This is a genomic window from Clostridium sp. 29_15, from assembly GCF_001916075.1.
GTDB lineage: Bacteria > Bacillota > Clostridia > Clostridiales > Clostridiaceae > Clostridium > Clostridium lentum.
In genome coordinates, this window is the sequence record NZ_MNRT01000031.1 from 15635 (window position 1) to 28925 (window position 13291).

13 protein-coding genes and 2 tRNA genes are annotated in these 13291 nt (G+C 29.7%); all 15 read left to right on the top strand.

The window, feature by feature from the left end; all coding sequences use genetic code 11:
• The first annotated feature begins 8 nt into the window (after nt 1-8).
• The 15 genes from BHW04_RS06660 to BHW04_RS06730 all read left to right on the top strand — a co-directional run bounded on the left by BHW04_RS06660 (nt 9) and on the right by BHW04_RS06730 (nt 13290).
• Nucleotides 9-1121, top strand: coding sequence for a S1C family serine protease (locus BHW04_RS06660; RefSeq protein ID WP_302699243.1), 1113 nt, complete (start codon nt 9-11; stop codon nt 1119-1121).
• A 124-nt stretch (nt 1122-1245) separates the two neighbouring features.
• Nucleotides 1246-1821 (top strand): aminoacyl-tRNA hydrolase, encoded by a 576-nt coding sequence (pth, locus tag BHW04_RS06665; protein WP_302699244.1) that lies wholly within the window; start codon nt 1246-1248, stop codon nt 1819-1821.
• A 23-nt stretch (nt 1822-1844) separates the two neighbouring features.
• On the top strand, nt 1845-5351 hold the full coding sequence (gene mfd, locus BHW04_RS06670) for a transcription-repair coupling factor (RefSeq protein WP_186835487.1): 3507 nt from the start codon (nt 1845-1847) through the stop codon (nt 5349-5351).
• Between the two features lie 100 nt (nt 5352-5451).
• Nucleotides 5452-6504, top strand: coding sequence for a peptidylprolyl isomerase (locus BHW04_RS06675; protein ID WP_022211391.1), 1053 nt, complete (start codon nt 5452-5454; stop codon nt 6502-6504).
• Between the two features lie 238 nt (nt 6505-6742).
• Entirely contained in the window at nt 6743-7291 is a 549-nt protein-coding gene (gene spoVT / locus BHW04_RS06680; protein ID WP_022211392.1) for a stage V sporulation protein T, read from the top strand.
• Nucleotides 7292-7410: 119 nt separating this feature from the next.
• On the top strand, nt 7411-8946 hold the full coding sequence (locus BHW04_RS06685; protein WP_302699245.1) for a putative polysaccharide biosynthesis protein: 1536 nt from the start codon (nt 7411-7413) through the stop codon (nt 8944-8946).
• A gap of 29 nt (nt 8947-8975) precedes the next feature.
• Nucleotides 8976-10424, top strand: coding sequence for a nucleoside triphosphate pyrophosphohydrolase (gene mazG / locus BHW04_RS06690; protein ID WP_022211394.1), 1449 nt, complete (start codon nt 8976-8978; stop codon nt 10422-10424).
• Nucleotides 10425-10656: 232 nt separating this feature from the next.
• A complete protein-coding gene (locus BHW04_RS06695; RefSeq protein WP_022211395.1) occupies nt 10657-10932 on the top strand; it encodes an HU family DNA-binding protein in 276 nt (91 codons plus the stop codon).
• A 100-nt stretch (nt 10933-11032) separates the two neighbouring features.
• Entirely contained in the window at nt 11033-11293 is a 261-nt protein-coding gene (locus BHW04_RS06700; protein WP_022211396.1) for an RNA-binding S4 domain-containing protein, read from the top strand.
• Nucleotides 11294-11346: 53 nt separating this feature from the next.
• Nucleotides 11347-11643: a sporulation protein YabP gene (gene yabP / locus BHW04_RS06705; protein ID WP_022211397.1), complete on the top strand. Its 297-nt coding sequence runs from the start codon at nt 11347-11349 to the stop codon at nt 11641-11643.
• Nucleotides 11644-11651: 8 nt separating this feature from the next.
• Nucleotides 11652-12041 carry a spore cortex biosynthesis protein YabQ gene (gene yabQ, locus BHW04_RS06710; protein ID WP_022211398.1) on the top strand — a complete coding sequence of 130 codons (390 nt, stop codon included), beginning with the start codon at nt 11652-11654 and terminating at the stop codon, nt 12039-12041.
• 80 nt (nt 12042-12121) lie between these two features.
• Nucleotides 12122-12397: an FtsB family cell division protein gene (locus tag BHW04_RS06715; protein WP_022211399.1), complete on the top strand. Its 276-nt coding sequence runs from the start codon at nt 12122-12124 to the stop codon at nt 12395-12397.
• 79 nt (nt 12398-12476) lie between these two features.
• Nucleotides 12477-12881 carry a S1 domain-containing RNA-binding protein gene (locus BHW04_RS06720; protein ID WP_022211400.1) on the top strand — a complete coding sequence of 135 codons (405 nt, stop codon included), beginning with the start codon at nt 12477-12479 and terminating at the stop codon, nt 12879-12881.
• A gap of 223 nt (nt 12882-13104) precedes the next feature.
• A tRNA-Leu gene (locus tag BHW04_RS06725) sits at nt 13105-13191 on the top strand.
• A gap of 23 nt (nt 13192-13214) precedes the next feature.
• A tRNA-Met gene (locus BHW04_RS06730) sits at nt 13215-13290 on the top strand.
• Nucleotide 13291: the final 1 nt, after the last annotated feature.

Genomic DNA, 13291 nt, shown 5'->3' on the forward strand with positions numbered 1-13291 from the left:
TGTAATTGATGGATGATAATGTTGATAGAAAAACTAAAGAAAATGATAAGATCTATAAGATAATTTTTGAAAAGAAAAATACTCGTACTAATATACGCATAGGAATTAACTTAGGAATTATAGTAATAATAGCATTAATAGTATTAAGTGTATTTTTAAATTTTATTATTAAATATAAATACGGAGATGTTATTGAAGAAGTTAAAAATACAAAATTTAATAAAAATAATATGATTATTAGTGATTATACTTCAGTGGTAAAGAAAGTATCAAAGTCATTGGTAACTATAACTGAAGATAATGGAGAAGCTAATAGTGTCACAGGCGTAGTCATAACTGAAAGAGGAGTAATACTAACTAATTATTCAGGAATCAAGGATATGGAACACTTAAATGTGATTTTTAATAATGATGAAGAAGAATCTGTAGAGGGAAAGCTTTTATTAAAGGATGAAGAATTTGATTTAGCACTAATTGAAGTAGATTATGAAGGGAATATTCAGGCTATTAAGTTGGCTGATGAAGATAGCATTGTGGAAGGACAGGGAATAGCTGTATTAGGCAGTGTATACTCTGAAGGTCAAAAAATAGAAAGTATTATTCCAGGAATAATTGTCGCTAGGTATAATAAGTCAGGAAAATACGATACTTTAGTAGAAGAATGTACCTTGCTTCAAATAAGTGCACCTATTAACTTAAATAATACAGGTGGTCCTATATGTAATTCTAATGGCGAACTTATAGGAATAGGTAGTCTTTATCTTACTGAAAAATTTGGTTTAGAAGGCGTTTATTATGGTATTGAATTGAAAAACTTAGATAATATAATAAATTCAACATCAATAATAAAAGAAGTATTAGGTATTACAGAAGGTGGAATATTGATGGATATAGAGCATCATAAACATGGTTTTTATGTTGGACAATTGAAAAAAGTCGGAAATGCATATAAGTCTGGTATTAAGCCAACAGATATCATAGTATCAATTGAAGGCGTTAATATATCTAATATTAATGGAATAACTGAAATGTTAAATTCTAAAAATAAAGGAGATACTATATCTTGTGAAGTATTAAGTGATGGAATTATAAAAGAAGTAGAAATAAAAATATATGATTAATATATAAAAGGATATTTGGTGATTTATGCTAAGTATCCTTTTATTAAATTTATTATTATTTTATAAAAGGAAAAAATGGTATAATATAAAGTAGATTATTTTAGTACAGAGAGGAATTGACAGAATGTATTTAGTAGTAGGATTGGGGAATCCAGGTAAAGAATATGAAGGAACAAGACATAATATAGGATTTGAAGCCATAGATTATTTAAGTGATAAGTATAATATAGAATTAAATAGGGAAAAATTTAAAGGTGTTTTTGGTGAAGGATTTATTCAAGGTAAAAAGGTAATTTTATTAAAACCAACTACATATATGAATTTAAGTGGAGATAGTATAAGGGAGGTAGCTAATTTTTATAAGCTTTCTAATGAAGAAATCATTGTCTTATATGATGATATAAGTTTAGCTGTTGGAAGACTTAGGGTAAGAGAGAAAGGAAGTCATGGAGGACATAATGGGATAAAGAGCATTATAGCTAATTTGGCAACAGATGTATTTCCAAGAGTTAAAATTGGTGTGGGAGCACCAAAGGGAGATTTAGTTTCGCATGTTTTAGGGAAATTTTCTAAAGAGGAAAATGAAGTTTTAGATAAGACATTAAGGGCAGTAACAGAAGCTGTGGAAATAATGATAGATAAAGATACTAAGGAAGCAATGAATAAGTGTAACGGATTTGATGCTTTAAAGTGTGTTTAAACTTTTAAGGAAGGTGTGTATAAATGAGATTACAGGGGGTAATGCAGCCCTTAAAGGATAATATGAAATTTAAATCAATAACTGAGAAAATTTCAGAAAAAACATTCCCTATAAATATATATGGCATATCGGAATCAGGTAAAAGCTACATTATAAATGGAATATTTGAAGAGAATGATAATTCTATGGTGATAGTAACTCATAGTGATGTAGATGCCAAAAATTTATATGAAGATTTAAGTTTTTATACAACGGATGTTTTTTATTTTCCAGTGAGAGAAGTAGTATTTTATAATGTAGATGCTATTTCAGGAGATTTAAGATGGGCAAGGCTAAAGGTAATAAAGGAAATATTACAAAACGAAAGAAAGAAAATAATAGTTACTTCTATAGATTCACTTACATCTTTATATACTCCTAAAGAGTATTATTTAAGATATAGTATGATAATAAAGACGGGAGATAATGTTGATTTAAAAGAAATATCTAAAAGTCTTCTTCAGTGTGGCTATGAAAGAGTAGAAGTTGTTGAAGGAAAAGGTGAATTCTCATTTAGAGGAGGGATACTTGATGTATTCCCTCCTACATCAGCATACCCATATAGAGTTGAATTGTTCGGTGATGAAGTAGATTCAATAAGGACATTTAATACAGAATCCCAAAGAAGTATTGAAAAGGTAAAGGAATTTAGTATTTTCCCTTCTAAAGAGGTTATTGTAGATGATGAAGGTAGAAATAGGGCAGTGCAAACTATTAATGAAGAATTAAAAAATATAGTTGCTAATGTATCTAATTTAAATAAAGAAAGTGTAGAAAAAATAAAGGGAATAGTAGGAAAAAATATTGAGTTACTAAATAATACTTATTATTTTGAAACCATTGATAGTTATTTACCATTTTTCTATGAAAAATTAGATAGTTTTTTTGATTATTTAGATGGATATACTTTTATAGTAGATGATTTTAAAAGAAGCTTAGGAAAAATGGATAGTATTTATTATGAATTCAATGAAAATTATATATCATTCCTGCAAAGAGGAGACATACTTCCACTACAAAATAATCTTTTATTAAATAAAGGAGAACTGGAATCTAAATTAGAAAATAGTAGCCTTATAACATTAAGTTCATTCTTAAATAAAAGTGACAATTTATTTAATACTGTAGATATTGGTTTTGAGGAAATTACATTAAATAAATATAATGGACAGTTAAATTTACTTATTGAAGATATTGAGGAGCGTAAGGAAAAGAAATATAAAACTGTCATACTTGCAGGAACAAGACCAAGAGGCGAAAGGTTAGTGAAAACCCTTATGGAAAAAGGGATTTCCAGCACATATAAAGATTCAATAGATAAAATTGAAGCTGGAGAAGTAGTAATTACTTTTGGTAATCTTATAAGAGGATTTGATTATCCAGAATTAGAACTTAGTATTATTTCTGATAAAGATATTTTTGGTGAGACAAGAAGAAAACATTCTGGCAAGGCAGTAAAAAGAAAAGGTGTTGCTAAAATAACTAGTTTTGCAGAGTTAAAACCTGGTGATTATGTAGTTCATGCAAACCATGGAATTGGTATATATAAGGGAATTAAGCAAATGGTAGCTGGTGGAACCACTAGAGATTATCTAGATATTGTTTATGATAAAGGCGATAAGTTATATGTTCCAGTAGATCAGCTTGATTTAGTACAAAAATATATTGGTAGTGAAGGAAATTCACCAAAGATTAATAAGTTAGGTGGAGCAGAATGGCAAAAGGCAAAAGCAAAGGCAAGAAAATCTATCAATGAAATTGCTCAGGATTTAGTGAAACTTTATGCAGCAAGAGCAACGCTTAAAGGCCATAGCTTTGGAAAAGATACTGAGTGGCAGAGACAGTTTGAAGATGAGTTTCCATATGAAGAAACACCAGATCAATTAGCATCATTAGAAGAAATAAAAAGTGATATGGAATCAGATAAACCAATGGATAGATTGCTTTGCGGAGATGTTGGATACGGTAAGACGGAAGTTGCCATAAGAGCTGCTTTTAAAGCTGTAATGGATGGAAAACAGGTTGCTTTCTTAGTGCCAACCACTATTCTAGCAGAGCAGCATTATAATAATTTTATTAAAAGATTTTCTGATTTTCCTATAAAAATAGATATGATAAGCAGGTTTAGGACACCAAAGCAACAAAAGGCAACACTTCAAGCTTTAAAGGAAGGTAATGTTGATATATTGATAGGAACTCATAGGCTTGTATCAAAAGATATTGTATTTAAGGATTTAGGATTACTAGTTGTTGATGAAGAGCAAAGGTTTGGTGTTTCTCAAAAAGAAAAAATAAAAGGTATGAAAAAAAATGTGGACGTACTTACATTAAGTGCAACTCCTATTCCAAGAACACTTCATATGTCCCTTACAGGAGTGCGTGATATATCAGTAATTGAAACACCACCAGAAGATAGATATCCTATTCAGACGTATGTTGTGGAACAAAATGATCAGCTTATAAGAGATGCCATACTTAGAGAAATAAGTAGGGATGGTCAAGTTTATTTTGTATATAATAGAGTGCAGAACATTGATAGTATGGCTAACTATATTAGAGATCTTGTACCTGAATGTAAGGTTGGGATTATGCATGGTAAAATGACAGAAAAAGAGTTAGAAACTGAGATGATAGCCTTTATGAATAAGGAATATGATGTTTTAGTATGCACTACAATTATTGAAACTGGTATTGATATATCAAATGTTAATACAATGATTGTGCATGATGCAGATAAGATGGGACTTTCGCAGCTTTATCAATTAAGAGGAAGAGTTGGAAGAAGTAATAGGGTAGCGTATACTTACTTTATTTATACTAAGGACAAGATACTTACAGAAGTAGCTGAAAAAAGACTAAAAGCATTAAAGGATTTTACTGAACTTGGATCAGGATTCAAAATTGCCATGAGAGACTTAGAAATAAGAGGAGCTGGAAATATGATGGGGTCATCTCAACATGGGCATATGGCGAGTATTGGCTATGATTTATATTGTAGAATGTTAGAAGACACCGTAAAATTAGTAAAGGGTGAAATTGAAAATGAACCTATAGAAACATCAGTAGATATGAAGGTGGATGCATTTATACCATCATCATATATAACTGATGAAATTCAAAAGATAGAAGTTTATAAAAAGATTGCCGCCATTGAAGATATCAATGATTTTATGGAAATAAAGAGTGAATTAGAAGATAGATATTCAAATATTCCTGATTCAGTGTATAACTTGATGGATATAGCATATATCAAGAGCCTATGTAAAGGCTTATATATTGAAGATATAAAGGAAATTGCTAAAGAGTTAAGGTTTAAATTTGTTAAGGGATATAAAGGCTTCGAAGGTATATATAGTGTTTTATTGAAGCAATATAAAGATGATGTGATATTGTACTTTGGAGAAACGCCATCATTTGCAATAAAGTTAGATAATATAAAGAAAGAAGCCGCATTAGAATATTATAAAAAATTATTAGAAGATATAAGTTAAAATTCACAAAAAAAATACACTATAAAAATTGAATAAAAGCAATAATACTGTTATACTTAGACGTAGATACTTAAAAAAGATGTAAAGTGAGGGAGTAACTTTGGGAAAAGTAAAGAAATTAGTAGCAGCAGCTATGGTATCTGTTATGTCATTATCAGTTGTAGGCTGCAATATGATAGAACAAACAGCTGAATCAAAAGCTAAGACCGTATTAGCTAAAGTTGGAGATACTAATATAACACTTGGAGATGTTGATTCAGAGTTAAAGGCTGATATAGACAATTTAAAACAAACTTATGGGCAAGATTATGAATCATCTATACCTGACTCTTTAAAAGAGCAATTAAAGACTGTAAGAACTCAAGTTTTAAATCAATTAGTTAATGAACAGATAATGTCTCAAAAAGCAAAAGCACTAAATTTAATTCCTTCAGATGAAGAATTAGAAAGTAAAATAAGTGAGAAAACAGAAGAATTAAAAGGTGTTTATGGTGGAGAGGAAGCATTCAAATCAGCTTTAGAGTATTATGGATATACTGATGAAACTTTCAAAGAATTTATGAAAACTCAAGTAATTAGTGAAATAGTAACAGAATATATGACTAAAGATGTTACTATATCTGATGAAGAAGTGGAAAAATACTATAATACTAATATAGCTAATTACACAACAAAACCATCTGCTACAGCAAACCATATATTATTTAAGTCTAATAATGAAGATAAGGAGGCAGCAGATGCTGAAGCTCTAGCTCAAGCTAATGAAGCAAAAGCTAAAATTGATTCAGGTGAAGTTACTTTTGATGCATTATTTGAAAAATACTCAGGAAATAAAGCAGCAGGAGTATATCCTATATCAGAAAGTTTAGGAACAGTTGAATATGATAAATCTGGTTATGATACAGATTTCCTAGCAGGACTTGAAAAACTTGGAGAAGGTGAAATTTCAGCTCCAGTTAAAAGTTCTTTTGGGTATCATATAATAAAAGCTACAAATGTTGTGAAAGAATCAACAGTTAAAAGTTTTGATGAAGTTAAAGACAGCATTAAAGAAAAGCTATTAACTGAAAAGAAGAAAGAAGTTTATAATACTAAATTAGAAGAGTGGAAAAAAGAATTAAAAGTTAAAACTTATGAAGATAAGCTTTCATAATTAGTAGTGCAGGAGTAGTTTCCTGCACTATTTTTTTGAATAAATATAGATAAAAATTTCTTGAATTTATTATTCATTACTGAGAATTCAGAATTTAAATATGTTGGAATAGGTTAGAATTAAACCCTCTCTAGACTACCCATTATAAATAATGGGTATAAGTGCATAAAATTTCTAATACTCCAAATAATAATAGCGTAAATACTAGTCAAATGAAAAAGGGAGGTAGCTCGTAGAAATGAAAGCCACTGGAATTGTAAGACGTATTGATGATTTAGGAAGAGTAGTAATACCAAAGGAAATAAGAAGAACTTTAAGGATAAGAGAAGGAGATCCTTTAGAAATTTTTACAGATAGAGAAGGTGGAGTAATATTAAAGAAATATTCTCCAATTGGTGAATTAACTGATTTCTCAAAAGAATATGCAGAAAGCTTACAGCAAGCAATTGGACATATAATATTAATAGCAGATAAAGATGCTTTTGTTTCAGTAAGTGGTGCATCAAAGAAAGATTATATAGAAAGAAAAATAAGTAATGAATTAGAAGGAATTATGGATGGGAGAAAAGCCACTTTAATTGTTGAAGAAGGTAAGACAATACCTCTACATAACGATGAAGATGTAGGAGAGTATAGCAATCAAGTTATAGCACCTATCATAGCTGAAGGTGATGCTATTGGTGCAGTAATGATACTTTCTAAAACTCCTGGAGAGAAATTCAGCGAGATAGAATTGAAACTTGCAGAAACAGCAGCAGCTTTTTTAGGAAAACAAATGGAACAATAAAAGTAATTAACATACAAAGAAAACTTGCGGTGAAAGGAGGAAAAGAAAAAATAAAAGGCATAATACCTCTAGGCTTGAAATAAGAATTAATTAGTAATATAAGTTTGGAGGTATTAAATATGAAGAAGCAATCTTTGATTAAAGGAAGCATAATTCTTGGACTAGCTGGAATTATTGCGAAATTTTTAGGCTTCTTTTTTAGATGGCCGTTAATAATGCTTATAGGCGATACTGGAATTGGATATTATCAATTATCATATCCTTTATATATGTTTTTTGTAGCGATGGCTTCAGGAGTACCCATTGCAATTTCTAAAATGATTTCTGAAAAAAATGCTGTGGGAGATATTGAAGGAAGCTATGAAGTTGTTAAAGAATCAGTTTATTTAATGGCAACACTAGGTATAGGCACATCTTTATTATTATTTTTCTTAGCAAAACCTATAATATCATTTCTTAAATGGAATTCTAAATCATACTATTCATTAATAGCTATTTCTTTTGCACCTATGATGATATCATTTGTAAATGTGTTCAGAGGATTTTTTCAAGGTATGCAGAACATGACACATACGGGAGTTTCACAAATATTAGAACAAATGGGACGAGTTATAGTAGGGGTAGGGATGGCAATAATTCTTTTACCAAAGGGTATTGAATATTCAGCAGGAGGTGCTTCACTTGGGGCTGCAGGTGGAGGCATATTAGCATTAGCATATTTATATATTAAATATTCTGAAGTGAGAAAGGAAAATGGAATAAAGAAAGTTAAGAGTAATCCAGAAGTATTAAATAAAATACTTCAAATAGCTATTCCAATTTCTATTGGAACTACAGTGGGAACTATAATGAGCTTGATAGATTCAATACTTGTGCCACAAAAACTTTTATTAAGTGGTATAAGCGAAGCTAATGCAACCATACTTTATGGACAACTTACAGGTAAAGCATCAGTTTTGGTAAATATACCATTAACAATATCTATGGCAATTGGTACTTCATTAATACCAATCATTGCTGAAAGCTTTATATTAAATAAAAAGAAGAGCATGGAAAGTAAGATAAATATGTCTATGAAGCTGTCAACGGTGATAGCTTTTCCAAGCGCTTTAGGATTATTCTTTTTGGCAGAACCTATCATGAAATTAATTTTCTTTAAGAATTATCAAGGAATAGAAATATTAAGATACCTTTCACTTTCCATACCATTCATAATAATTACTCAAACATCTACATCTGTATTGCAAGCATCAAATCATTATATAAGACCTGTTATAAACTTATTTATAGGGTGCTTAGTAAAGGTGCTATTAACATGGTATTTAGTACCGATACCTAAGATAAATATATATGGAGCAGTCATAGCAAGTATAGGGGCATATATAACTGTGGCAATGCTTAATATGATATCTTTAAAAGGTAAGCTTAAGGTAACTATAGATTACTATAATTGTTTTTTTAAACCTCTTGCAGCAGCACTTGCTATGTCTGCAGGCGTAGTAATGACTTATGTGAAAGTGATGAAGTCCATAGAAAGTGATAGTATTTCTTGCTTATTAGCAATATTTGTGGGTATTATTATATATATGATAGCAATTATGCTTTTGAAAGTCTTTCGTTTAGAAGATATAAAAGGCAGGTTAGTAAAAAAATAATTAAAAGAAATACAAAAGGAGAAAAGTTTATGATAAAGATAGTAGGTCTTGGTCCAGGAGCTCCAGAAGCGTTAACATATGGAGCAATTAAAGCATTAGAAGATAGTGACAATCTTTTCTTTAGAACAGAAAAGCATCCTACCGTTGATTATTTAAAGGGAAAACTAAAGGATTTTAACACTTGTGATAACTATTATGAAACAAGTGATAGTTTTGACGAAGTTTATGAAAAGATTGCAAAGGATTTAATTAGCAATTATCAAGAAAAAGGGGAACTTGTATATGCTGTTCCAGGGCATCCTCTTGTAGCAGAAAGATCTGTATTTAACTTAATGAAGCTTTGTGATGAAAATAATATAACATATGAAATATTGCCAGCAGTAAGCTTTATTGATGCAATGATGGATGTTCTTAAGATTGATCCAATAGAAGGATTAAAGGTTATTGATGCATTTGATATTAAAAATCAGGTTCTTGATAAAAGAATAGGGACAATTATAACACAGGTATATAATCCTTTAATTGCGTCAGAAGTAAAGTTAGAACTTTTAGAGTATTATAATGATGATACAGAAATTTATTATGTAAGAGCAGCAGGGATAAAGGGTGAGGAAAGTGTAAGAAAGATACTGCTATATGAGCTGGATATGCAAGAAGATATAGATTATCTTACGTCTGTATATATTCCTAAAAATCTTGAGAATAAGAAAGATGTATATGATCTTGTAAACTTAATAAGAACATTAAGAAGTGAAGAAGGTTGTCCATGGGATAGAGAGCAAACTCATGAGAGCATTAAAAATCAATTATTAGAAGAGTGTTATGAAGTGATGGATGCCATTGAAAAAGATGACATAGACTTATTAATAGAAGAACTAGGTGATGTACTTCTTCATGTAATTTTCCATGCTGTAATTGGAGAGGAAGATGGCTACTTTAATCTATCTGACGTAGTGGATGGAATATGTAGCAAGATGATATATAGACATCCACATGTGTTTGGTGATGAAACTGCAGATACAAGTGAAGAGGTGCTTAAAAACTGGGATGATATAAAGAGTAAGGAAAAGAAGTTTAATACTATATCAGAAGAGATAGATGCTATAGCCAATGCTTTGCCAGCTTTATTAAAAGCACATAAAGTACAAAAGAAGGCAGCAAGAGTTGGGTTTGATTTTGAAAATACATTAGAAGCAGCAGCTAAAGTTCAAGAGGAATTAAACGAAATATTAACTGAATATAATTCTAATAATATGGAAAGAATAATAGATGAAGTTGGTGATTTACTGTTTGCATGTGTAAATTTAGCTAGATTATTGAAGGTAGATGAAGAGGAAGCCTTAAATAAAGCAAGCAAAAAATTTGCAATAAGGTTTAAATACGTAGAAGATAAAGTATTGCAGAATAATAAATCTATGAAGGACGTGTCTATTGATGAACTAAATAAATTTTGGGATGAAGCTAAAAATAATGAATAATACTGTTTATTAAAAGGAATTTCAAGATTTATGGAGAATATTTAATTTAAAGTAGATTATTGAACTATGCTACATGAAAATGTTGTGATAGCTACATTTTTATAGAAAAATAGCTGTATTGCTATAGACTAGTGTTAAAAGTGGTTATATAATAAGGTAATGTAGTTATAGTACATAGTTATAACAGTTAACTACAATAAAAAATAGCTGTTTATTTAAGGAGGATGTAATTGTGAATAAAGCAGAATTAATTACTAGCATGGCTGAAAAAAGCCAATTAACTAAAAAAGATGCAGAAAGTGCATTAAAGGCATTTATTGATTCAGTTCAAGAAGCTTTAGAAAGTGGTGAAAAAGTTCAATTAATAGGATTTGGTACTTTCGAAACAAGAGAAAGAGCTGCTAGAGAAGGTAGAAACCCAAGAACTAAGGAAACTATCACTATTCCTGCATCAACAGTTCCAGTATTCAAAGCAGGTAAAGAATTTAAAGATAGAGTAAACAAATAATTTTTTATAAGAACCCGAGTTTTTCTCGGGTTTTTATTTTAATATATAGAAAAAATATAATAAAATAAATATTACAAAGAAGTGTTTGGAGGAAGAGAAAATGAGATTAGATAAGTACTTAAAAGTATCTAGAATAATTAAAAGAAGAACTATAGCTAAGGAAGCATGTGAAAATGGAAGAGTTGCTATAAATGATAAGGTAGCAAAACCATCTACAGATGTTAAAGAAGGGGATATAATTGAAATTACTTTTGCTACAAGAAAGCTTAAAGCTAAGATAGTTAATATAGCTGAGCATGTTAGAAAAGAAGAAGCCAAAGAAATGTATATAATAATTGAAGGGGAAGAAGATAAAGAATAAATTATAGGCTACTTTCATATATTTTAAATAAGGAATATATGGGGGAGTAGATAATGGAGAAAAAGGTTGAAAATAGTAAGTTAGAAGATAATAGAGGAAACTTAATTTTAGAATGTAGAAAAAAACTTACTATGACTGGAATAGTTGAAGTAATAAGCTTTGATGAAGAAAAAATAATGCTAAATACTAAATTAGGTCCTTTAACGATAAAAGGTTTAGGATTAAAAATGAATAAACTAGATGTACAAAATGGTGATGTGATCATTGTGGGAGAAATAAGTGCAATGATATATAGTAGCAAGGAGATTAAGAAAGAAAAAGAAAGTATAATTGGAAGGCTATTTAAATAGGTGAGAGCATGCCATTACCAATAAATATTCAATTTAGTATAATAGTATATTCGTTTTTATCAGGATTATTAACAGGCGGAATGTTTGATTTATATAGAATTATTAGAGGAAGCAAGGTACCAAAACCTATCCTTGTTATTGAAGATATATTGTTTAGTATTTTAGCAGCAATGATAGTATTTACATTTTTGTTATATACTGATTATGCTTTTTTGGGAGCATATGTGTATATATTTATAATTTTGGCAATATTTATTTATATGAAGTTTATTAGTCCAACATTTATTTCTATTGAAAGGTCTATATTTGATTTTATTTCAAAAGTAGTAAGAGTATTGCTAAATAATGTATGCTATGCTGCGAAACTGATTTTTTCTTTTATTACAGGAAAAAGATAAATACTCAAAAAATTACTTGAATAAAGTAGTTAGAATGTTTAAAATATATTTATATTATATATAAAAGAAGGTACTATTTTATGAAAAAGAGGCTTACATTAAATAAAGTAATTATAATTGTGATTTTTGCTGTATTTATATTTAGTCTGATTAGACAAGGAGTTGCTCTAAAAAGAATTAAAGAAAATCTTTCAGTGGAAAGGCAAAATTTAAATCAGCTAAAAGAAGAAAATGAAAAGTTACAAGCCGAAGTTGAAAGTGCTCAATCTAATCATGAGTATATAGAAAAGCTTGCTAGAGAAAGATTAGGGTTAATCAAAGATGGTGAGCAAGTTATAGAAAGTTTAGAGCCTTAAGAATAGTATTATTTAAGATTAAAAAGGTTATTATTTTAATAACATATATTAATAAAATTTAAGGAGGATTCTTTGTAACATGACCTTAATGGCAGGAAACATATTAGAAGGTACAGTAGTAAATATCACAAATTTTGGAGCTTTTGTAGAAATTGAAGGAAAAACAGGCTTAGTTCATATATCTGAAGTAGCAGATTCTTTTGTAAAAGATATAAGAGAGCATCTTAATGAACAAGATAAAGTTAAGGTGAAGGTAATATCAATAGATGATAATGGAAAGATAAGCTTATCAATAAAGCAAGCAAATGTTGTTAAAAAGTCAGCAAAGCCAGCGGAAATTGAATGGAAACAAGAAAAGAAAAAAGCTCAATCTGGAGAAAAATTTGAAGATATAATGTCTAGATTCTTAAAAGATAGTGAAGAAAGACAACAAGACTTCAAAAAACATCAAGAATTTAGAAGCAGAAATAAAAAAGGTTTTTAGATAGAAATATAATATTTTAATTTAATATATAAATAAGAACACAGAATTTTTTCTGTGTTTTTATTATTAACATAGGGAAAATATTGTTCTCAAATAGCTATTTTATTAGGGTTACATAAAAAGTTGCAAAAAAATAAAAAAAATAGCGAAAAAATGTTGACACGTTATAAAACATAATATATAATTAATTTTGTCGTCAGGCGGCGACGAAAAGTAAGAATAAGCTGAAGTGGCGGAACAGGCAGACGCACAGGACTTAAAATCCTGCGGTAGCGATACCGTACCGGTTCGATTCCGGTCTTCAGCACCAAGTTGAATTTAGTTATACAATATCGCGGGGTGGAGCAGTTGGCAGCTCGTCGGGCTCATAACCCGAAGGTCGTAGGTTCAAGTCCTGCCCCCGCAACCAT